Genomic DNA, 21,540 nt, shown 5'->3' with positions numbered 1-21,540 from the left:
TATATATACCCCATGTACTATAGTTTAAACACTAAAAATAAAATTTATTTCCTAATTAATTTTATCACTTTGAAACATTGGTATCAACTAAGTTTTGATGTCAAATTTCTACATAATATATACTTTATTTGATTAATTAGGAAACAATTGTCTATTTAAATGCTTTCTAGTGAAGAATCTTTTGACTCTTTAAGTTCTACTTTTTTACTTTTTAAAAATGATAATTTAGTTTCTGCTGTTATAATTGCACCAAATATCAATATACTACCAATAACTAATTTGGCTGTAATAGGTTCTTTTAAAATTATTATAGAAAATATAGTCCCAAATATAGCTTCAGTAGATAGTATTATGGCTGTTCTAGTTCCATCAACTCTCTTTTGACATATAGTTTGGAATAAAAACCCTATTGAAGTACTAAATATAGCTAAATATATAGTTCCCATATATCCAGACAATTCAGCTTCCATTTTCAACTGTCCTGCAAATGTCTGAACTACTAAAGACAGTAAAAATGCTACAGTAAATTGAATAGCTGTTAATGCCATTGGATTGTTATCTTTAGCAAATTCGCTAGTAAAGAATATATGAAATGCAAATCCAAATGAACATATCAGTGTTAATAAATCTCCAAAATTAATAGAGAAATCAGCCTCTAAAGAAAGTATACCTATACCTACAAGAGCTACTAAACTACTTATTAATCCTATTTTATCTAGTTTTCTTCTATAAAGTATAAATCCTATGAATGGAACTATTACAACATTTGCTGCTGTTATAAATGCATTTTTAGATGGTGTAGTGTACATAAGTCCAATGGTTTGTACTGTAAAGGCTAAAAATAAAAATATTCCTAAAAGCCCTCCTGCTTTTAATAAATGCTTTCCCATATTGGCACGAATTTGTTTAAAAAATAATAAATTCATAATTACAGCTGCCAAGAAAAATCTTATAGTTATTATTTGTAGAGGTGTAAGCCCACCATCTAGTGCAAATTGGGTTGCTACAAAGCCACTTCCCCATATAATTGCTATGAATATTAGTCCTATTTCTCCAAAGTATTTTTTCAATAAAGCCCCCTCCTTTTTATTTTTTTGCAAAATTATAAACCCCCTAAACAGCAAGAGAGTTTTTCTATAAGCATTACTATAAATTTATATAGTTATAGTAAATTTTTTCAGTATTTTAAATCTAGATTTATATCCACTATTTAACATTAATATATTAATCATTTTTTGTAAACACCTTTTTAATAAATTTTTACCTTTTTTATATTTTTTTTACTTATATTAAATTTTTTTATAGATAATTTCAATATCTAGGATAATTTAATATTATGCAAATAATGTTGTATAAGTTACACTTTAGTTATTTTAGTTACAACTTTGTCGGTTTACTTTTTCTACTTTCTTCGATATAATTATAATATATTTTTGATACAATTCGACAAAAAGGGGGAATGTTGAAATCATGGTAAAAAAAAGAAAAAAGAAAACTATGGCACTTACTATAATTGTTGTAATAGTTATTGGTATTTTTTCTATGGCATGGGCGGATATGTCCAAGAAAAGAGAAATTAAAGAAACTCAAGAAAAGCTTAAAGCTGAAAAATTAGAAAAAGAAAGAATTGAAAAAGAAAAAAATGAGCCTATCATTGGTGCAAAAAAAGAAGCTGCAAAAGAATATGGATATGACGCAAAATCAGTTTGGGATAAACTTAACAAATACGACTATTCAAATAATGGAGAAAAAATAGTATTCCTTACATTCGATGATGGACCATCTACTACTAATACTCCACAAGTCCTAGATATCTTAAAAAGACACGATGTTAAAGGAACTTTCTTTATTAAGGGGGATTCTCTTGAACGAAAAGGTGCCAATGAAATTTTAAAAAGAACATTTGATGAGGGAAATGCAATAGCTCATCACTCATATTCTCATGACTACAAAAAACTATACCCTGGCAGAAGCCTAAATCTTGATACATTTGTAAATGAACTTAATAAAACAGATGAAGCCATGAAAAAAGTTCTAGGAAAGAATTTTTCATCACATGTAGTTAGATGCCCAGGTGGATATATGTCATGGAAAAATATGGAACCTTTAGGTAACTACTTAAAAGAAAAAAATATGGCATCAATAGACTGGAATGCTCTAAATGCTGATGCAGAAGGTAAAAAGAAAAATGCTCAAGAGTTATTTGAACATGCAAAGAAATCTTCTGAAGGTAAAGAAATAGTTGTACTTTTAATGCATGATACTTATGGAAAGCAAGAAACAGTAAATGCACTAGACCAAATTATAACATATTTTAAAGATAATGGTTACCAATTTAAAACCTTAATATAATAAAAAAGCAAGTTCATTGATTATACTTTTATATAACCAACGAACTTGCTTTTATTTTACTTTACTAACTCTATTTTTACAAATTTTTTCTTTCCTATTTGAACAACAAGTTCGCTTTCTTTAGCAACTGTACTTAAATCTTCCACTTTCTCACCATTTACTTTTACTCCACCTTGAGATGCTAATCTTCTAACTTCACTCTTACTTTTAACAATCTCATTAGAAACTAATACTTCAATTAAATCAAATTCTTCTTGTTTAACTTGAATTGTTTGTATATCTTCAGGTATTTGACCTTTTTGGAATACAGATTTAAACCTTTCCTCAGCTTCTTTAGCAGCTTCTTCTCCATGGTATAAAGTTACTATTTCTCTTGCTAGATTCATTTTTATATCTCTTGGATTTACTGAACCATCTTTTAACTGAGTTTCAATTTTATTAACTTCATCAGGATGAACATCAGTTACTAAATTATAGTATTTAACTATAAGTTCATCAGGAATCTCCATAGATTTTTGGTACATTATTCCAGCTTCTTCATCTATTCCAATATAGTTACCTAAACTCTTACTCATTTTTTCTTTTCCATCTAAACCTTCTATTAAAGGCATCATTATTACTATTTGAGATTCCATACCAAATTCTCTTTGTAAAGATCTTCCCATTAATAAGTTAAATCTTTGGTCAGTTCCACCAAGCTCTATATCAGCTTCTAATGCTATTGAATCATATGCTTGCATCAATGGATAGAAAAATTCATGCACTGATATTGGCATTTGTCCTTCATATCTCTTCTTAAAATCTTCTCTTTCCAACATTCTCGCAACAGTAATAGTTGCAGCTAATTTTATTACATCTTCAAAGTTTAATTTAGCTAGCCATTCACTATTAAATCTTACAATAGTTTTTTCTTTATCTAAAACTTTAAATATTTGTTCTTGATAAGTTTTTGCATTTTCAAGAACTTGCTCTGTTGTTAAAGCTTTTCTAGCTTTAGATTTTCCAGTTGGGTCTCCAATTTTACCTGTAAAATCTCCAATTATAATTACTATTTGATGACCTAAATCTTGTAATTGTTTCATCTTTCTAAGAACTACTGTATGACCTAAGTGTATATCTGGAGCACTTGGATCTAACCCCAATTTTACTATCATAGGTTTTCCTTCTTTTTCTGATTTAATAAGTTTTTCTCTTAGCTCTTTTTCGTCTATTAAGTCGTCTACACCTTTCATAATGATTCGCATTTGCTCGTCTATTGATTTCATTTTCATTCCTCCTAAAATATTTATATAATCTATGATTTTTATTTTTATAATAAAAAAAGCTCTCATCCTATTAAAAGGACGAAAGCATTGCTTACGTGTTACCACCTTAGTTCACTAATATCTCACGATATTAATCTCTGTAGAGTATAATTTGTTTACTCATGTACTATAACGTGTACTATTCCGATATCTCTTAGTGGTTGTTATCTTTCAGAGATATTGCTCCAAGATGTATTCAAACTAAATCAATTTATTCCATTTCACCAAACTGGAACTCTCTGTTAAATAAAATTCAGCTCTACTTCTTCTCTTCACAGCACTTATATATTCAGATTATTTCATCAATTACAAGAAATTTTTCTCAACTTACTCATAATATATTATTATTTTTACATTTTGTCAACCTTTTTTATTATTATATACATGTTTTTTTACATTATACTACTTTTTTATATTTTTTACCAATGTATAAAGTTTATTTTTCAATTAAAATATTTATTTGTTTATCGACAATATTAATTTGAGTCAATCTTATATTCATTTTCTTATTTAAAAATGCATTTATAATTATTAATCCAATAACAGTTATCTTAAACATTAGAAATAAAGATATAACTACTATCAAAAAAGAAATTCTAGCGTATGCTACTTTTCCAAATTTAGTTATTATAAAATTTTGTAGTGACATACAGGAATCTCTAATAACAAAATACATACACAAATATCCAATTGATATAAAAATTGTTTTTAAGTAAACTAACTCAGTTTTAATATTTAATATATTTGTAACTTCAAAAATAGTTAAATAAAACACACACATATAAAAAACTTTCTTTGAGCAACATAAAAATTGATTTAAAAATCTAAAACTCTTAAACACTAGAAACTTTTTTAATGCATTAGAGTTTAAAATATGTAATTTATGTCCCATAATCAAACTTAAAAAGTATATACAAAAAACCATTCCAAAAGGAAACAGTGCTATCAGTAAGTAAAAAATAGAATCTGAGTATTCATTAAAATAAATCAATTTACTATATCCCTGAAATTCTCTCATAAAACTGTATCCTATTAATGCTGAAGCATATATATCAATAAAAACCATTATAATGACTCCAATAATTGAACCATATACTAAATCATCCATAACTGTTGATGATTTACTTATCAAATAACCACATATTATACCAAGTAATACACTCTGACTTGCCCAAATAGCAGTTCCCAAATTTCCAAGCACCAAGGAAATTATTAAAAGAGATATAACTCCAGATAAAACAGTATACTTTAAATCACACTTTAAACATATTATACAAAAAAATATTGGCACTATAAAATCTAAATAAATGGCATATCCAAACCCAGTCCCTACAGCTATAATTGTTATTACTATAAATAAAGACGACAATAAAGCCGCTTCAGTTAATTTTTTGGTAGTATTCAAAACAACTTCCTCCACAAACCATAATTTTTCTAACTAATATTTTGTTTTTAATACAGTATAACACTTTTTTAAAATATTTTTAACACATACCTATTTTAATAAAAGTATTACTGTTAAAAATTATAAAATGGTATAATATATCTTAATATTTGGTTTTAATATACTTAGGAGGTAATTATTATGTTTAAAATAAAACACTTTAATGATTTAAGTCTAAATGAGTTTTACGAAATAGCAAAGTCAAGATATGAAGTATTTGCATGCGAACAGAGGATATTTTCATTAAATGATTATGATGATGTAGACAAAAACTCTTATCATATATTTTTAGAAGAGAATGGGTTGATTTGTGCTTATGCCAGAATAATCCCTAAAAAATATAGCTCTTATAATGATGTTTCTATTGGTAGGGTTTTAGTTCTTTCTACTCATCGAAAAAAGGGCTTGGCAAAGAAAATGATGGACTGTGCTATAGACTTTATAAAGGTTAATTTGCATGAAAATAATATAACCTTATCAGCACAGGCTTACATAAAAAATCTTTACTTATCTTGTGGTTTTAAAGAAATTTCAGAAGTGTATGATGAAGCAGGTATTGAACATATTAAAATGAGATTATAGTGTTGACAAGCTAACATTGTTAATATATAATTAAATCATAAATTAAATATTGAATTGATATCTAGGTATTTGAAAATACCTTATATAAGTCAGAAGGCTTTTGCGCTTTCTGACTTTTTTATTATCAAAATTCAATAATTATATAGATTCAAAATGTTAATTTTTATTCTATATTCTACTTTCCCCAAAAGTAAGAATTATACCCAACTTTGTGATAGGCATATTGCCTATCTTTTTTTTGCAAAAAGTAACAAGGTAATAGCATAGTGCATAGTTTAAAATAAGAAGATTAGCTCAGGCTAAATTTCATGCATGGAGGTGCTACTATGAAAAACCTTAATGATATTCAAGTGAAAAAAACTGTTAAAGTTGAAGATATATTATCTAGTGGTAATTTAAGAGAGAGAATGTTAGCGCTTGGTCTTACTAGAGGAGCTGTTATAGATGTAGTTAGAAAAGGACCAAAAAATAATTTAACTGTCTACAATATCAGAGGTAGCAAGATAGCTCTACGACAAGAAGAAAGTAGACTAATATTAGTTTCTGACATTTAAAATTTTCTAGCAGGAGGATATTAATATGGGTTTAACACACAACTCAACTAAAATGAATTCTTTAAAAGACATGTTTGATATAGATAACAAGGAAGACCAGTTTGTAATTGCACTAGCTGGTAATCCAAATACAGGTAAAAGTACTGTATTTAATCATCTTACTGGACTTAGACAACACACTGGAAATTGGCCAGGAAAAACTGTAGCTACAGCTCGTGGTAATTTCAAATATCAAAATACAGAGTATGCATTAATAGATTTACCAGGAACATATTCTCTATTTGCTTTGTCACAAGAAGAGGTTGTAGCTCGTGATTTTATATGCTTTGGTAATCCAGATGCAGTAATAGTAGTGTGTGATGCTACATGTCTTGAAAGAAATTTAAATTTAGTTTTTCAAGTAATGGAACTCACAGATAAAGTCATTTTGTGTATAAATTTGATAGATGAAGCTAGAAAAAAAGGTATTAATATTAATAAAGATTTCTTAGAGGAATCTCTTGGAATTCCAGTTGTTTTAACTGCTGCAAGAAATGGTTCTGGTATGGGTGAACTATTAGAAATTTTAAATGATGTATCTTTTGATAGATACAAGTTTAATAATAAGCCAGTAAAATACAGCGAAAATATAGAAAACACAGTAAAATCAATTCAACCAGAGTTAGATGATATCATGCCAAATATAAATTCTAGGTGGTTGGGTCTTAGACTTATTGATGGCGATGAAAGTATTTTTGAATCTATGAGTAATTATATAGATAAAGATTCTATAGATGCTATTAACGAAGTAAAGAAAAAAGTTCCAAATGATATAAACAAACAGAAGACTAGAGATGAATTTACTAAAATCAATTATGATTATGCTAAAAAATTAAGTGATAAGTGTTGTTCTAATAATGCTAAAAAACCAACAGATAGAGAAGAAAAAGTAGATAAAATATTAACATCTAAAATATTTGGACTTCCAATAATGCTCTTATTATTAGGTACTATACTGTGGATTACTATAGAAGGTGCTAACTATCCATCCACTTTATTATCTAATTTATTACTTGGATTTGAACCAAGTATTTCAAATATATTAAATAGTATTAATTGTCCATTGTGGTTAAATGATATGTTAGTATTAGGATTATATAGAACTTTAGCATGGGTAATTTCTGTAATGTTACCTCCTATGGCAATCTTTTTTCCATTATTCACATTACTTGAGGATTTTGGATATTTGCCAAGAGTTGCATTTAACTTAGACCATCTATTTAAAAAAGCATGTGCTCATGGTAAACAGTGCCTGACTATGTGTATGGGATTTGGATGTAATGCTGCTGGAGTTATTGGTTGTAGAATAATTGACTCTCCAAGAGAAAGACTTATTGCTATACTTACAAATAACTTTGTACCTTGTAATGGTCGTTTTCCTACTTTAATAGCCATATCTACAATATTTTTTAGCTCTGTTGTAACTAGCTCTTTTGTATCTAGTATAGCAACTGCATTTTGTATAACCTTATTAATAATTTTAGGAGTTATAATAACATTGTTGGTTTCTTATACTCTTTCCAAAACATTATTAAAAGGAGTTCCTTCTACATTTACATTAGAACTTCCTCCTTATAGAGTTCCTCAAATAGGTAGAACTTTATATACTTCTATAATAGATAGAACAATATTTGTTTTAGGAAGAGCTGTAATGGTGGCTATACCTGCTGGTGTAATAACTTGGATATTTGCAAATATCTATATAGGAGATTTGAGCATATTATCACATGTTGCAAACTTTTTAGACCCTTTAGCTAAGCTAATTGGCCTAGATGGCTTCATATTAATGGCTTTTATTCTTGGTTTTCCAGCAAATGAGATAGTTGTACCTATACTTTTAATGGCTTATCTAGCAACTGGTTCTATGATAGAATTAGATAGCTTTAGTGCTCTAGGTCAAGTTCTTAGAGAACATGGTTGGACTTATTTAACAGCTTTAAATGTTATGTTATTTAGCTTACTTCATTGGCCTTGTGCAACAACACTTTTAACTATAAAAAGAGAAACTGGAAGTTTAAAATGGACTGCCTTAGGATTTTTAATGCCTACTGTACTTGCTTTTGTTGTTTGTTTTTTAACAACTTTTGTTTATAATTTATTTGTATAATTAGCATTTAGTTAACATTAAACTTTATCCTATAAGTATTATTTAAAAATTCATATACTTTATTATTAAAATAGAGGTATATTCAGGTGATAAGTAAAATTACTTATCACGTGAATATACCTCTATTTTAATTTTTAATTCTTATATAGATATTTGAATTGAAATCTCAGTCATATAATTTTCTTCCTTATTTTCGCAAAAAAAGTCAAGTATACTTTCTTCATATGAATTACCAATAATTTTATAGTTATTATCGTATATATATTTTTTTAATTTTTCATAGGACTTATATGAGTCTTCATATCTCCCAATATGCTTTATACACACATACATTCCTTCTGGCTTTATATATAGCTTTTTATCTTTTATTTTTTTATCTATTTTTAAATAAAAACTTGATATACTTAAATATTCTCCATTTTTTATATTTTCATTACTTACTATTGCTCCTAGTTCATACCCCTGATACAGATTTTTTGACTTACAGTAATTTGTAAAATCAATCAATTCCATCATAAAATTGCCATCATTTATACTACTCAAATCACTTGATAATACTAAGTATTCTTCACATCTATTGGATATATAAATTTCTTCATTATATATCTTAGAAATACCTTCAACTGTAGTATTTATCCGGTTTTGTATTTTAGAACTTATTTGTTTTAATTTTTTTATTTTCTCTTTTATCTTTTTTTCTTCTTCTTTAAGCATTTCTACACAATGTTGAGGGCTTCTATTTTTTATATATTCTTTTATCTCTTCTAAACTCATGCCTATTTCTCTTAATGATTGTAATATATCTAATGTATCGTACTGATATACTGAATAATATCTATAATTGTTTTTATCTTTATATTCAGGTGAAAAAATCCCTATTTTATCATAAAAAATCAACGTCTGCTTAGAAACACCACATAGTTTTGCAAATTCACCTGTAGTAAAATACTGTTTTTCCAAGGTTTGTACACTCCTTTTCGCTTTGTTGTCTATATAGTTACTATATCCTTTAGTATTTACTAAATCAAGTAGTTATTATTTAATAAAATCAATATTTTTTTAATTTTAAAGGTCAAATGTCAGTTAGATATCAGTAAAATATTTTACCCACAATTTTATATAACTTTTCCATATTTTATCCATATCAATAAAAAGGTAGCACTTATATTAGTAGCTACCTTTTACTCTATTAATCTTCATCTTTCCAAGTTTTTATCCATTCTCATATTTCTGTTATTTTGTCTTCTGTTATTTCCTCTTTATGTAGCTTTGAAATTAGTTCTGATAAAGGATTGTTATGTAAACCTCAAAAAATTCTTTTTCTTTCTAATTTCAAATATTCTTTTTCTTTCACTAATACTGTATAGTGTACATGTCTTCTAATTCTCTGAGATATTAAAAAACCTTTTTAGTTAATCTTGCTAAGATTGTAATTGTAGTTGTATGTTTCCACCCATAGTTTTCATCCATTTCATCTGCAACATCTTTTGATATTACAGTTTTGTATCCCAAATTCCAAATAAATTTCATGAGTTTTAATTCTGCATCTGGTAATTTTTTATTTAGCATAATATATTCCTTCTTTCTATATAACATAAAATTTAACTTAAACTAATAGTAGGAACTTTTTAATACAAAAACTACAGGTAAAATTTACAATATATTCTACTTTTTTAGTTTATTTTTATCTTTTCTCTAAAAAAAATTGACATTTTACTCTTTTTAGGATATTATGAAGCTAACTTCACATGAAGTTAGCTTCATATAGAGAGAGGGTATGGAATGAAAACAAAAGTGCGAGAATTTCGAACAAATATGAGTTTAACACAGCAACAACTTGCTGATTTAGTCCATGTATCAAACAGAACAATTATTTCTATTGAAAAAGAGCAATATAGTCCTTCTCTTATGCTTGCTTATCGTATGGCACAAGTGTTTGGTATAACTATTGAAGAACTATGTTGTTTAAAAGAAAATAAAGAAATGGAGGACAAAAAACATGAAGGTAAAGAATAGACGAGGTTTTATAGTAGCTGTTATAGCTTCTATGTTATGCTGTGCTAGCATAGTTATTTACTGCATTTTAAAAGAACAAAGATTCCTAATTTCATCATTCCTTTTAATTACAATAGCAATCTTTAATTTTTACAATGCTTTTTCAAAAAAAGGCATTGTTGAAGAATTACAAGATAATGCAGATGAAAGAGACTTATACTTAACAATGAAAACAAGTCATATATTAGTTAAAATTATGAATTATACATTATGCGCTTTTACATTTCTTTTCATCATAGCTTATAGTGCATGGAAAAATCAATCACTTCTAGTTATAGCTATAACACTATGTGTCATTGAGATTTTTTTATTTGTTGCATATTTGCTCATAAATATACTTTTAGATAAAAAAGAGTAAATACAAGTTTATTAAAAACACAAGTTAATGTAACTATTTTAGAGGCTAATATATGTTTAATTTTTTTATAAATATGAGAGGTGATATAAGTGTGTTTTAAGACTTACATACTAAAAAGAACTCTAAACAACAATCAACTAGAAATAACTCGAAGTTTTGACTTAGATAATCTAATTTTTACTGCAACAGAAATATTAGAAGAAAATGAGATTGATTTGATAATTATTGATGAAGTAAATAATATTGTTTGGAAAAATGAAAAAAGCACTCCCCGACATGAGAATGCTTAGTTATAACTATAGAAGTGTATTGGCAGTACACTTCTATTTTTTTATTATATCATATGATTTAGGTTGTTAAAAAGACCTATTTAAATCAATTTTAAAGTGTGTTGAGTAATGTTCTTAATAGTTCATATATATTAATGAATTCCAAAAAAATAAGCACTCTTTTGCAGAAGTGCTTTTAGTGTAATTAATGAAACTTTGTAATACAATTATAACATGTCTTATGTTTTAGTATGATAGTTTTTGTTCGTTTTATTATTAAAACTTTTACTATAATTTTATTCCCTTTGTTAATATTTGTAATTTTTTAGACACTCTTTATGTTTATACTACTGATATACTTTGATTAAGAAAATAAATCTAAATGGAGGTATCTCTACTATGAATTCTTGGAACATTATATTTTTAAGTTATGGAGTAACATTTACAATAGTAGTTACTGTAGGATATTTAATCAAGGGTAAAACTAATTATTGTAAGAAAAAATATTTAGATAAATTAGAATTAAAATATAGGAATATAGATAGAGAAAAAGCTACTAAACTAGAAATATTTTATCACTATTTAATAGGTTTAGAATATATAATCATGGGTTTATTAATAAGAAGACTTGATACTGCAATAATATCAGTAATATTAGTGTCTATCATAACAATAATATCCTATTATTTAATTAGGAAAAGATATATTGTTCTATAAACTTTAAATTTATTAAAAAAGAAGGTAACAACTATTTCCAGTTGCTACCTTCTTAAGCATCAATTCTTAAGTTTTGATATACTAAAATTTTCAACTTGAGACTTGAATAACTGTTCAATCTCATAAACGTATATTGATTTTAACTGTCTTTTTATCTTGAGAAAGTCTATTGCTGGATAAATATTATTTGGATAAAAACTCTTATCATTTATTAACCTCCTATCCATCCCTTATCATTCTCCTCTTATTACTTCCCAATCCTCTGCAAATATATCACTTACACTTGGAACCCATGTATTAAAAGAATTTAATGTGTTTTTTATTACAAAGAATGGATAAATTTATGAAAACTCATAATTTCTGCCTTTATCCATTTGCATGTACATTCCTTTACCATTCAAATATAATCTAAATGCTTTTTCTTCATTTTTTATTAGTGGTAATACTTCTTCAAATTTCATAATTCATTCTCCTTTTCAATTTATTATATAAAAAAAGACCATCTACAAAGATAGCCTTTTAACTTATTCTATTTTTTTATATTCTTTATTCTCTTTATCTGCCAATCCTCATCAGTATTTTCCATTATGTATGTTCTAACTATTTCACCACAATCCAAACATAAATCAGAATATACGGTTGCTACTCCTAGTAAACTATATCTTAGTCCAACATTACCAGCATTTCCTTTTCCTCCCCATTTAATATTTTTTTGAATTTTCTCACTAGCACAGTTAGGACATTTCATGTTTATACCTCCCAAAATTATCATATATTTTATGTACAAGTATGTATATTTGAATTCATTTAGTGTCTATACACTCTTTGATTTACTTATATATTACCAAAAGTTTGTGTACTGAATATGAACTGCATTAGAAGAATTTTAGAATTTAAAAAGACTAAACTTACCCAAACTTAGTCTTTTTAAGGTGGAATTACATATTATGTCTCAAGTTCTATGAATCGAACCTAGATTAATCACCAGTACCTGTATAATGAGTGAAGTTACCAAGTCCCACCCGATTTTTAGACTTTGAACTAAGATACAAAATTGTATGAGATTTTAATCTCAATTCAAATACTTAATATAGTGTATTAATAGATTTTGAACACAATTAGAATTGAACTAGCATCATCAATCATATTATATAAATATTTTTTTTGAATAATTGTATCAATTTGTGGTATAATAAAAAACAAGAAGAACTACAATCTATTGTCAGTAGAGTGGAGTTCGTAATTTAAAATTACTCATTTTTACGGAATGTGATTTTTAAATCAAATTCCCAACCACTCTTAGTTGCCGCTTCGAGTGGTTTTTTACATTTTCCAAATAGTTTGTTAACTATAAAACTGGCAACTAAACGTTCTAGTACACCTCGTAAAAAAATATCCATGCACAATTCACCTCCCTTCTTAACGTTGGGAGGATATTCTTTACGCATGAACCTCACTCTTTAGATTGTAGACTGCTTCTTCTTGTTAACCCTATTATAGCATATATATTTACATAATCTACCTATATTTTACTTTTTCTTTATTTTTATCTAAGGTTAAATGTCAGTTAAAATTAAAATATATTTACTTGCTAGATTATATAAGTAAATGTGAAATTGAAAATTTGATTAGTATTAGATATCTAATTTTAAAATAGCTAAAATTTCTCTTGCTGTTTGCGGCTTTCCAAAAAAATATCCCTGTATGTAATCTGGTTTCATTTGCTTAACTAAATCATACTCCTCCTGTGTTTCTACTCCTTCTAAACACACTCTTATGCCTACATCATGACAAATTGCAACAATAAATCGTATGAATGTAGCATCAAACTTACTTTTTAATATGTCTTTGACAAATACTCTATCAATTTTAACTATATCTATTGGAGAAAATTTTAAAATCTCTAAAGAAGAGTACCCTGTACCAAAATCATCCATAGCAATACGAATTCCTAAACATTGTAGAATTTCAAACTTATCTTGTAAAATACTCATATTTTGTACTGTATGACTTTCTGTCAACTCTAATACAAGATTTTGATAAGGAAAACTTTCCTCAGATATAATTTTAATTACATCCTCAATAAACGTCTCCTCTAATATTTGTACAGCTGAAATATTTACGCTTACTGTAAAAAGAGGATTATAATCAATCCAATCACTACAAGTACGTAATGCCATTCGAAGTACCCATGCTCCCACATCATTTATCATGTCATTTTCTTCCAAAATCGGAATAAATTCTAAAGGAGAAATTGCTTCACCTTTTTGGTTAGTCCATCTTAAAAGTGCTTCTACACCTATTATTTTATGACTTTGCGTGTCTACTTGTGGCTGAAATCTAAGACTAAATCCTCGAAAATTATCATTAATTGATGCTTTCAACTCCCACATCATTTCCAATGAATGCATTTTATTTTTCAAGATTTTTTCAGAGAAAAAAACAAGTTTATTCTTTCCATGTTCTTTAGCATACTGTAAAGAATAGCTAGCATATTTATAAAGTTCTTTTACTGTATCTCCATGCTTTGGATATATAGCACATCCAGTAGAAATTGTTATATTTAATCCATATTTTCTCCACAAGTGAAGATGTATAATCAAATTCTGTATTTGTTCATATAGAATTCGAATGTCATTTTCTTCAACATTATCAACAAGAATTCCCATTTCATCACCATCAAGTTTATAAAGTTCAGCATTACCTGGCAAAATAGATTTTATAGATTGTGCTAAAGTTTTTATTATGTTATCTCCAAAGGCTCTATCATACATCTCATTAACATTCTTAAAGTCATCAATATTTAGTAGCATTATGCATAATTTTTCAATCATGGGATTTGAAAGTTTTTCTTCAAATACACTCATAAACTCATAGTAGTTCAATAACTGTGTTAATGGGTCAATCTTATTTTGTTTACCTAACTGCGTCATAATTCCTGCAAAAATACTTGGCTCTCCAAATTCATCACGCATTAATTGGCCTTTACACTTTAACCATATATATTCTCCACTACGATTTTTAGCTCTAAATTCAACTGTATGATAATCCATATAATCTTTACCTATTTCCATATTTGACTTATAAAAACGATTCCAGTCCTCTGGATGTACAATTTTTTTCCAATATTCAAGTGGATTTTCCACAATTTCTCCTGGTAAATCAAATAATTCAACTTGTGATGGTGAATATCGAAATACTCCTGTTTTGAAGTTACATATATATATATATTCATCTGTACCTCTAATAAGAGCATCATAAAGTAAAGTGGAATCATAATCAAATTTATCTCTTGATATATTTAAATACTCAAAGTTCTCTTTTTTTTCATCGTTATCTGATACGTGACAAAACTCATCAATCTTAAGTTGTTTGTTTAAATCTATAGAGTTTGTAATATCTATAGATTGATGTATATGAACAGTTGTCCCATCATACCATGTAATTAAACTATCATAATTCTCAAAAACTCTATTTAACTTATTACATTTTTCATACCATTTTATTGATACTCCTTTTTTATTGCTCGCTAGTAATTCTGAAATCTTACAACAACTGCAAGGAATATTTTTTTCGGGATATAATACTTCCCAACAGACTTTTCCTTCTGGAACTAAAATACTGTATTCTTCTTTCATATTTTCATTCATAAAAATAATTTTATTAGTATGAATATCTGTAATATATATATTAGTCTTTATCTGATTTAATATAATTTCAATGTTATGTCTGTTCATATACATGCCTCCTTCATTGTTACTATTACTTATAACAACATTTCCAAAATTATTTTTTATTACAGAGGATTGCTTAATCATTTATATATACACATTAAATAGCTTAATTTACTGGGGAAATTTATCACTTCATATTCTAAATTATAGTTGATAAAAAAAAATACATCAATATCCTATTTACCAATTTAAATGATATATAAAAAATCTATTTGATAATGGATTTGCCCAATATCTTACTTGGTTTCTTATTCATGAATATATAACAAAACAGCTATCCAGTTTTGCAATTATAACAACCAGTTTTGCATACCCACTTGTAAAATTTTTCTAGCCAATATATCATACTATATAGGTTACCAAATGAAATAATACATGCTATTTACTGAATATTTTAATTTTTCGTTTTTTAGGGGGATTGGTTGTGTTTAAAGATAAAATTGATGAATGTGTCCATATAATGACTGCATATATTGCTAATTTAAAAGAATACTATTCATTTATAGAAACTCAAATCGATGATTTTATTAAAAAATATGGCGAAGATACTGTGGAGTCATGTCTCCATAGAATAATGATTTTATTATGTGAGTGTGGTTTGGCATAAAGTCAAGTATATTAAGTAGGCAAAAGAATTTTATATAAGATTCTTCTTGCCTACTTTTATGTATTTTAGCTTTAATAGTTTTATCCAAAAGTTATGTATTCAAAACTAAAATCTAATAATAAATCTTAAAACTAGTAACAAGAGAATTTAATTAATTTATTTCTAATATACATAAAATCAAATCTTAAGAATAAAGTATTATAAACAAGATAATTTTTAAAGGGAGGAAGTTATGATAGATAATCAAAAATATGTTATTTTATCACTTGAATTACACTTATTTTTTTCAAGAATCATGAAAGAGCATTCTCTTTTTTTGGAAGCAGGATTCACACCTAAGGATTACAATCTTGCTCTAGAAGCTGACCACTATAAAAAGCAATTTGAGGAATTATTATCATATGCTGTTAGTGCTAGCAATGGTGTAATTAGACCTGATATATTATATTCAGAAGAAATTGTCACTAGTCATACATTGAATGCAGAAAAAAAGACAGAGGAATTTACAGGAATAGAAATAAATCAAAACATAACCACAAGAGAATTAAATTTACAAAGTGGTGTAAATCCACAGGTTAGCCAAGATTTAGTAAATTATGTAGCTCAGCTTAACTCAGATTCACTAAAGTTACTTGATGGACTTATTAATCTAAAGGAAAGAGTTCTAGATGGAGTGCTATCATGCAATCTATTTACCTCAAATTACCCTCTACTTATTGAACATATAATACATGAAGCTAACTTATATCGTTCCTATGTAATTGACCTAGAAAATAAAATAGATATTGATTCAAAAGATTTTAAAGAGATAGAATTATTTTGGGATCAAATTATGATGGAGCATGCATTGTTTATAAGAGGATTACTTGACCCATCTGAAAATGAACTAATCAATACTTCAAACGAATTTGCTGCAAAATTTAAGGAATTAATAGAAGAAGCAAATAAAATGAATGATGCTACTATAAATAGTATGACAGATAAAACTCTAGATGAAACAGTTGAATTCAAAGATTTTAAAGAGGCTGGAGTATCTGGAATAGAAGAATGTAAAATAAAATCTATAATATTGCCACTTTTAGCAGACCATGTGTTAAGAGAAGCCAATCATTATATCAGAATATTGGAAAACTACAAAAATATGTAATTAAAAAACTCTAAACAAATTTATATAACATAAAATTAATTAAAGTAAAGATGCATCTAAACTGCTTCTTTACTTTTTTATTATTCAATAGAACTTAAGTCATTTATTTATAATAAATATTTGTGAAAAAATCATATAATCAACTACAATTTACAACATTCTTATATAGTAGTTTTAAAAATAAGAACTCTTAACAGAACTATTTTTCCACTTGATTATTTACTAAAAATTAATAATATACATCTTATAATAAAAACTTATTTGTGTTATAACTATATTGTAACTATTTTCATAATTTTAGGAAAAGTTAATAATAAAATTGGTTTTATGTAAGCTTATTTTGTATAATCTTTTCTTTATCTTTATTTATACAATTATCTAGTAGGTAAATTTAATTAGCATAATAGTTACAACTTTAAAATTTAAATACAGGAGTGATTTTAGTATGATAAGACAAACACCATTAGAAAAACGTTACGATAAGTTAGGTCCAAACATCGTTACAGCTCTTAAAAAACGCTATTTTGATGCTTATTACTGTAAAACTAAAAACGATGCTTTACAACAAATTTTAGATTTAATTCCTCAAAATCATACAGTCTCATGGGGAGGTTCTGAAACTCTTAAGGAAATGGGTGTACAAATTGCTGTTAAAAATAAAGGATATAAAGTTATTGATAGGGATTTGGCAAAAAGTCCAGAAGAAAGAACAGAAATTATGCGTCAAGCACTTCTATGTGATACTTTTTTAATGAGTAGTAATGCTATTAGTGAAGATGGTCAGCTTTTTAATATTGATGGGAATGGAAATCGTGTAGCTGCAATGATTTTTGGACCAAAAAATGTTATAGTTGTTGCTGGCATGAATAAGATTGTAAAAAATATTGGTGATGCAATACAAAGAACTAGAACAATTGCTGCACCAGCAGTTGTACAGCGTTTTCAAGATGTTAATACTCCTTGCTATATTAATGGTAGTTGTATAGATTGCACAAGTCCTGAAAGTATTTGTGCATATATGGTAACTACAAGAATCAGTCGTCCAGCAAATAAGATAAAAGTAATATTAGTTGGAGAAAATCTTGGTCTATAAAATACATCTGTAAACAAAAATAATTACATAAATAATAAAATAATGTTACATAGTTTACCTACATAAGTGATAGAGAGAAAATTCTATATAAAATTTTCTCTCTATCACTTTTACCTTGTCCTCAAATTTCTATATTCCAATTTTCTTAAATACTATTTCCCTTAGAAATCAAAATATCTACTACTTTTATTATTTAAACTTCTATAATATATAATTTAAATTGTATTTCTAATAAAGTTTTCATAAATACCATAAAGTTTTTTGTTTTAATTTCCGATTGGTGTTTTTTGAATAAATATCTTCTATTTTTTAATAGTACTATACTTGCTCTTTATATTTAGTCTAAAAAATATTGTAATAAATTTATAAGCATTAACTTTTTCACTTAACAATTATTAAAAGAATCGTCGTTGTTTTTAAAATCAGAGTTATTTCTTTCTTGACACTAATATGTATATATATTACTATTTATATAAAGTACTATATATACATATTAGTGTTAATTATTATGTATATAGAAAATAATATCACTACTAAAATAAATTTTCAGGAGGTTCAAGGCTATGAATTATAACTTACTTACTCTTTCATGGGAAGATATTTTGAATTTAGACAAAGAAAAACTAGTAGTATTTGTTGGTATAGCTCCAATTGAGGAACATGGTAGACATTTACCAATAGGTGTGGATATTTATGAAACAGATGAATGGATTAACCTTGCAATTAATAAACTAGACTCAATTTTACCTAGCTATTGTTATGGAAAACTGCCTATAATACCTTTGGGCTTTGCAGATATGGGAACTTTCCCAGGTAATATTCATATTAGCCGTGAATTAATTTACAAAATAATTTATAGTACATTAAAGAACATAGTCAAATGGGGTGTTAAAAATATCGTTGTTATATCTGCTCATGCTGACCCACTACATACAATTGCTATAGAACAAGCCTGTGAATCAATCAACAAAGAATATGGCATAATTTCCATTGCACCTATGGGTTCAATTTTTAATTGCGAACAAAAGGGAATCTTAAGAAAATTTTCTAATTCTATTAAAGAAAAAATCAAATTATTTCCAAATGATTTTCACGCAGGCTGGATTGAAACATCTAATATGTTATCACTCTATCCAGAATTAGTAAATGATAATTACCAAGAACGCCCTGATATATCTATTCAAGATAACGAAATGATTAACATCCAAAAAGTTATCAATACAATTAAAAATGAAGGTCATATTGGATTTCCTAAAGAGGCAAGTGAAGAATTGGGAGTTGAACTAAACAATGACATTGGAGAACAAATATACATAGCTACACATAATTTTATTCTTCGTTCTAATTATGAAAAATATATGAATCATCCTTTATATCATGTCCCAAACTTAAAACTTAAAATTTAAAACTTATAATTACTATAATACTTAATTTTTCAAATCAATATAATCTATTTATAACCTATAAAAAATACCTACATAAACTCTTATAAATAACATAAATAGTATAATAAAAGTGGCACTTATAATTAAGTGCCACTTTTATTATACTATTTATGTTACATATTTAATTATTTTTATATAATTCAAGTAAATATTTATATTGCCAATTATGTTCTTTATTAGCATCTTTATTTCTATAAGAAACAACTTTTACATAATAAACTTCTATATATTGACCATAATTTTAATAAATTATTGAGTATGTTTTATCTATAAATTTAGTTTTTTTATTCTCCATCAAGTTTTTTAAAATAATCTTTATTATACTCAGCTAGATAATCTGTACCTCCTCCAGTAATTACATTTAAAAGTTTCATTGCAAATTCAGGGCTAGCTTTACATATATAATTTTCCCCAGACTTAACGACTTCTAAAGCAATTGTAAACTCTTTTTTATTTGCAGAATCAATGTCCTTCATAGTTGGATTAGGCATCATTTCTCCTAATTTAGGAGGATTCTTTTTTAATATAGAAACCATATCTGTATTATTAATTTTTAAATCTACAATAACTTTATCGTCTTTTTTCTTTATATTTTCGATTTTCCAAGACATATTTTTAGAATACATTTTAAATCCTTCTTTGTCACTATAGATAAAACTACCTAACCCTGATTCTGGAAAATATTTATCTACTTTATCAGAATCTTGAGTCTTTATTGCATTAAACATATTATCTACTTCACTTTTTATTTTATTGTCATTATTACACCCAGTTAATACTAATACTGAGATTGCAAACATCATAATACATATAGTAATCTTCTTCATTAAATTATTTCCCCTTACATTTTTTTTAAATATTGATTTATTCTTTATATTTTTTGAAAAAGTTACAGTAATTGCATTTTTAGGGCACACTTTTATACAATCACCACATCTAATACATTCTAAACTATTTACATCTTCATATATTGGAATATCAAGCTTACATTTTGACTGACATACTGTACAATTTGTACATTTATCTTTATCAATTTTAAATCTATATATTGAAATAGGATTAAAGAAACTATAAATTGCACCTAAAGGACATAAGTACCTACAAAATGGTCTATAAATCATTATTGACACTAATAAAATCAATATCAAAATACTTAATTTCCAGCTAAATAAGAATCCTATGGATTCTTTTAAACTTTCATTTTCTAAAATAAGAGGTACCCCACCTAATAATGTACCTGAAGGACAAATCCACTTGCAAAACCAAGGATTACCACCACCTGCTACATTTACAATAGTAATTGGTAAAATAATTACAAAAACTATTAAAACTATGTATTTTAGATATTTTAAATATTTGTCACCATAAACTTTTTTTACTTTTAATGGAAATGGTATTTTATATAATAAATCTTGAATAAGTCCAAAAGGACAAAGCCATCCACAAACAAAGCGTCCAAAAAAAGCTCCAAATGCCATTAAAAATCCTACAACATAAAATGAAAATTTATAATCCCTACTTGATAAAACGGCTTGTAGTGAACCCATTGGACATGCACCTAGTGCCCCTGGACAAGAATAGCAATTTAATCCAGGTACACACAAGTTTTTACTTTCTCCACCATAAATAGTCCCTTGCAAAAAACCATTTATATATCCATTTGTTAATGCTGTAAATGCAATCTGAGTAATAATTCTTATATTATTGTTTATTTTTGATAATAACTTCATGAT

The 21,540-nt window shown here is 26.7% G+C and carries 23 protein-coding genes, 1 pseudogene and 1 other annotated feature; of the genes and pseudogenes, 12 read left to right on the top strand and 12 right to left on the bottom strand.

Annotation, left to right across the window (positions count from 1 at the left end):
* Positions 1–155: 155 nt before the first annotated feature.
* Positions 156–1,100, bottom strand: a complete 945-nt coding sequence (locus IC219_RS00315) for a DMT family transporter (protein WP_227831134.1) — start codon at positions 1,098–1,100, stop codon at positions 156–158.
* 370 nt (positions 1,101–1,470) lie between these two features.
* Here IC219_RS00315 and IC219_RS00310 point away from each other — a divergent pair, with 370 nt between their 5' ends.
* Positions 1,471–2,352, top strand: a complete 882-nt coding sequence (locus tag IC219_RS00310) for a polysaccharide deacetylase family protein (RefSeq protein WP_227831135.1) — start codon at positions 1,471–1,473, stop codon at positions 2,350–2,352.
* 56 nt (positions 2,353–2,408) lie between these two features.
* Here IC219_RS00310 and tyrS read toward each other — a convergent pair whose 3' ends face one another.
* On the bottom strand, positions 2,409–3,617 hold the full coding sequence (gene tyrS, locus IC219_RS00305) for a tyrosine--tRNA ligase (RefSeq protein WP_227432906.1): 1,209 nt from the start codon (positions 3,615–3,617) through the stop codon (positions 2,409–2,411).
* A gap of 71 nt (positions 3,618–3,688) precedes the next feature.
* Positions 3,689–3,941 (bottom strand) — a binding site (T-box leader).
* A gap of 151 nt (positions 3,942–4,092) precedes the next feature.
* Entirely contained in the window at positions 4,093–5,061 is a 969-nt protein-coding gene (locus IC219_RS00300) for a DUF2232 domain-containing protein (protein WP_227831136.1), read from the bottom strand.
* 180 nt (positions 5,062–5,241) lie between these two features.
* Between IC219_RS00300 and IC219_RS00295 the strand changes: the two genes are divergently transcribed.
* The 3 genes from IC219_RS00295 to feoB all read left to right on the top strand — a co-directional run bounded on the left by IC219_RS00295 (position 5,242) and on the right by feoB (position 8,382).
* A complete protein-coding gene (locus tag IC219_RS00295; RefSeq protein ID WP_227432904.1) occupies positions 5,242–5,682 on the top strand; it encodes a GNAT family N-acetyltransferase in 441 nt (146 codons plus the stop codon).
* 326 nt (positions 5,683–6,008) lie between these two features.
* Positions 6,009–6,236: a FeoA family protein gene (locus tag IC219_RS00290; protein ID WP_227432903.1), complete on the top strand. Its 228-nt coding sequence runs from the start codon at positions 6,009–6,011 to the stop codon at positions 6,234–6,236.
* Positions 6,237–6,261: 25 nt separating this feature from the next.
* On the top strand, positions 6,262–8,382 hold the full coding sequence (gene feoB, locus IC219_RS00285) for a ferrous iron transport protein B (protein WP_227432901.1): 2,121 nt from the start codon (positions 6,262–6,264) through the stop codon (positions 8,380–8,382).
* A 141-nt stretch (positions 8,383–8,523) separates the two neighbouring features.
* Here feoB and IC219_RS00280 read toward each other — a convergent pair whose 3' ends face one another.
* Positions 8,524–9,342: a MerR family transcriptional regulator gene (locus IC219_RS00280; protein ID WP_227831137.1), complete on the bottom strand. Its 819-nt coding sequence runs from the start codon at positions 9,340–9,342 to the stop codon at positions 8,524–8,526.
* A gap of 435 nt (positions 9,343–9,777) precedes the next feature.
* On the bottom strand, positions 9,778–9,951 hold the full coding sequence (locus IC219_RS00275; RefSeq protein ID WP_227432897.1) for a BlaI/MecI/CopY family transcriptional regulator: 174 nt from the start codon (positions 9,949–9,951) through the stop codon (positions 9,778–9,780).
* A gap of 213 nt (positions 9,952–10,164) precedes the next feature.
* On the opposite strand from IC219_RS00275, the gene IC219_RS00270 reads away from it, so the two are divergent.
* The 4 genes from IC219_RS00270 (at position 10,165) to IC219_RS00255 (ending at position 11,781) form a co-directional block, all read left to right on the top strand.
* Positions 10,165–10,398 carry a helix-turn-helix transcriptional regulator gene (locus IC219_RS00270; protein WP_227432895.1) on the top strand — a complete coding sequence of 78 codons (234 nt, stop codon included), beginning with the start codon at positions 10,165–10,167 and terminating at the stop codon, positions 10,396–10,398.
* Entirely contained in the window at positions 10,382–10,795 is a 414-nt protein-coding gene (locus tag IC219_RS00265) for a hypothetical protein (protein WP_227432894.1), read from the top strand. The genes IC219_RS00270 and IC219_RS00265 overlap by 17 nt, the downstream gene beginning before the upstream one ends.
* 89 nt (positions 10,796–10,884) lie before the next feature.
* Positions 10,885–11,085 (top strand): hypothetical protein, encoded by a 201-nt coding sequence (locus IC219_RS00260; protein WP_227432893.1) that lies wholly within the window; start codon positions 10,885–10,887, stop codon positions 11,083–11,085.
* A gap of 378 nt (positions 11,086–11,463) precedes the next feature.
* Entirely contained in the window at positions 11,464–11,781 is a 318-nt protein-coding gene (locus tag IC219_RS00255) for a hypothetical protein (RefSeq protein ID WP_227831138.1), read from the top strand.
* A gap of 59 nt (positions 11,782–11,840) precedes the next feature.
* Here IC219_RS00255 and IC219_RS00250 read toward each other — a convergent pair whose 3' ends face one another.
* From IC219_RS00250 to IC219_RS00225, 6 genes are all read right to left on the bottom strand, one after another.
* Positions 11,841–12,008 (bottom strand): hypothetical protein, encoded by a 168-nt coding sequence (locus IC219_RS00250; protein WP_227432891.1) that lies wholly within the window; start codon positions 12,006–12,008, stop codon positions 11,841–11,843.
* Positions 12,009–12,014: 6 nt separating this feature from the next.
* On the bottom strand, positions 12,015–12,122 hold the full coding sequence (locus IC219_RS21915) for an MW1434 family type I TA system toxin (protein WP_227831156.1): 108 nt from the start codon (positions 12,120–12,122) through the stop codon (positions 12,015–12,017).
* Positions 12,123–12,242, bottom strand: a complete 120-nt coding sequence (locus IC219_RS00240) for a DUF2829 domain-containing protein (RefSeq protein WP_227432890.1) — start codon at positions 12,240–12,242, stop codon at positions 12,123–12,125.
* 68 nt (positions 12,243–12,310) lie between these two features.
* Positions 12,311–12,529: a hypothetical protein gene (locus IC219_RS00235; RefSeq protein WP_227432888.1), complete on the bottom strand. Its 219-nt coding sequence runs from the start codon at positions 12,527–12,529 to the stop codon at positions 12,311–12,313.
* Positions 12,530–13,031: 502 nt separating this feature from the next.
* Positions 13,032–13,181 carry a hypothetical protein gene (locus tag IC219_RS00230; protein WP_227432886.1) on the bottom strand — a complete coding sequence of 50 codons (150 nt, stop codon included), beginning with the start codon at positions 13,179–13,181 and terminating at the stop codon, positions 13,032–13,034.
* Between the two features lie 234 nt (positions 13,182–13,415).
* Entirely contained in the window at positions 13,416–15,518 is a 2,103-nt protein-coding gene (locus IC219_RS00225; RefSeq protein WP_227482333.1) for a bifunctional diguanylate cyclase/phosphodiesterase, read from the bottom strand.
* A 421-nt stretch (positions 15,519–15,939) separates the two neighbouring features.
* Between IC219_RS00225 and IC219_RS00220 the strand changes: the two genes are divergently transcribed.
* The 4 genes from IC219_RS00220 (at position 15,940) to IC219_RS00205 (ending at position 19,768) form a co-directional block, all read left to right on the top strand.
* Positions 15,940–16,122 (top strand): hypothetical protein, encoded by a 183-nt coding sequence (locus IC219_RS00220; RefSeq protein ID WP_227432883.1) that lies wholly within the window; start codon positions 15,940–15,942, stop codon positions 16,120–16,122.
* A 232-nt stretch (positions 16,123–16,354) separates the two neighbouring features.
* On the top strand, positions 16,355–17,269 hold the full coding sequence (locus IC219_RS00215) for a DUF2935 domain-containing protein (RefSeq protein WP_227482332.1): 915 nt from the start codon (positions 16,355–16,357) through the stop codon (positions 17,267–17,269).
* Positions 17,270–17,714: 445 nt separating this feature from the next.
* Positions 17,715–18,362: a lactate utilization protein gene (locus IC219_RS00210; protein WP_227432881.1), complete on the top strand. Its 648-nt coding sequence runs from the start codon at positions 17,715–17,717 to the stop codon at positions 18,360–18,362.
* A gap of 563 nt (positions 18,363–18,925) precedes the next feature.
* Complete coding sequence (locus tag IC219_RS00205; protein WP_227831139.1) at positions 18,926–19,768, top strand: creatininase family protein; 843 nt, start codon at positions 18,926–18,928, stop codon at positions 19,766–19,768.
* A gap of 917 nt (positions 19,769–20,685) precedes the next feature.
* Here IC219_RS00205 and IC219_RS00200 read toward each other — a convergent pair.
* Positions 20,686–21,537 (bottom strand): annotated as a pseudogene (locus tag IC219_RS00200) (4Fe-4S binding protein); the annotation flags it as partial.
* Positions 21,538–21,540: the final 3 nt, after the last annotated feature.

It is taken from the genome of Clostridioides sp. ES-W-0018-02 (assembly GCF_020658175.1).
In the GTDB taxonomy this organism is placed as follows: domain Bacteria; phylum Bacillota; class Clostridia; order Peptostreptococcales; family Peptostreptococcaceae; genus Clostridioides.
This window is presented reverse-complemented; position numbering and strand designations above follow the sequence as displayed.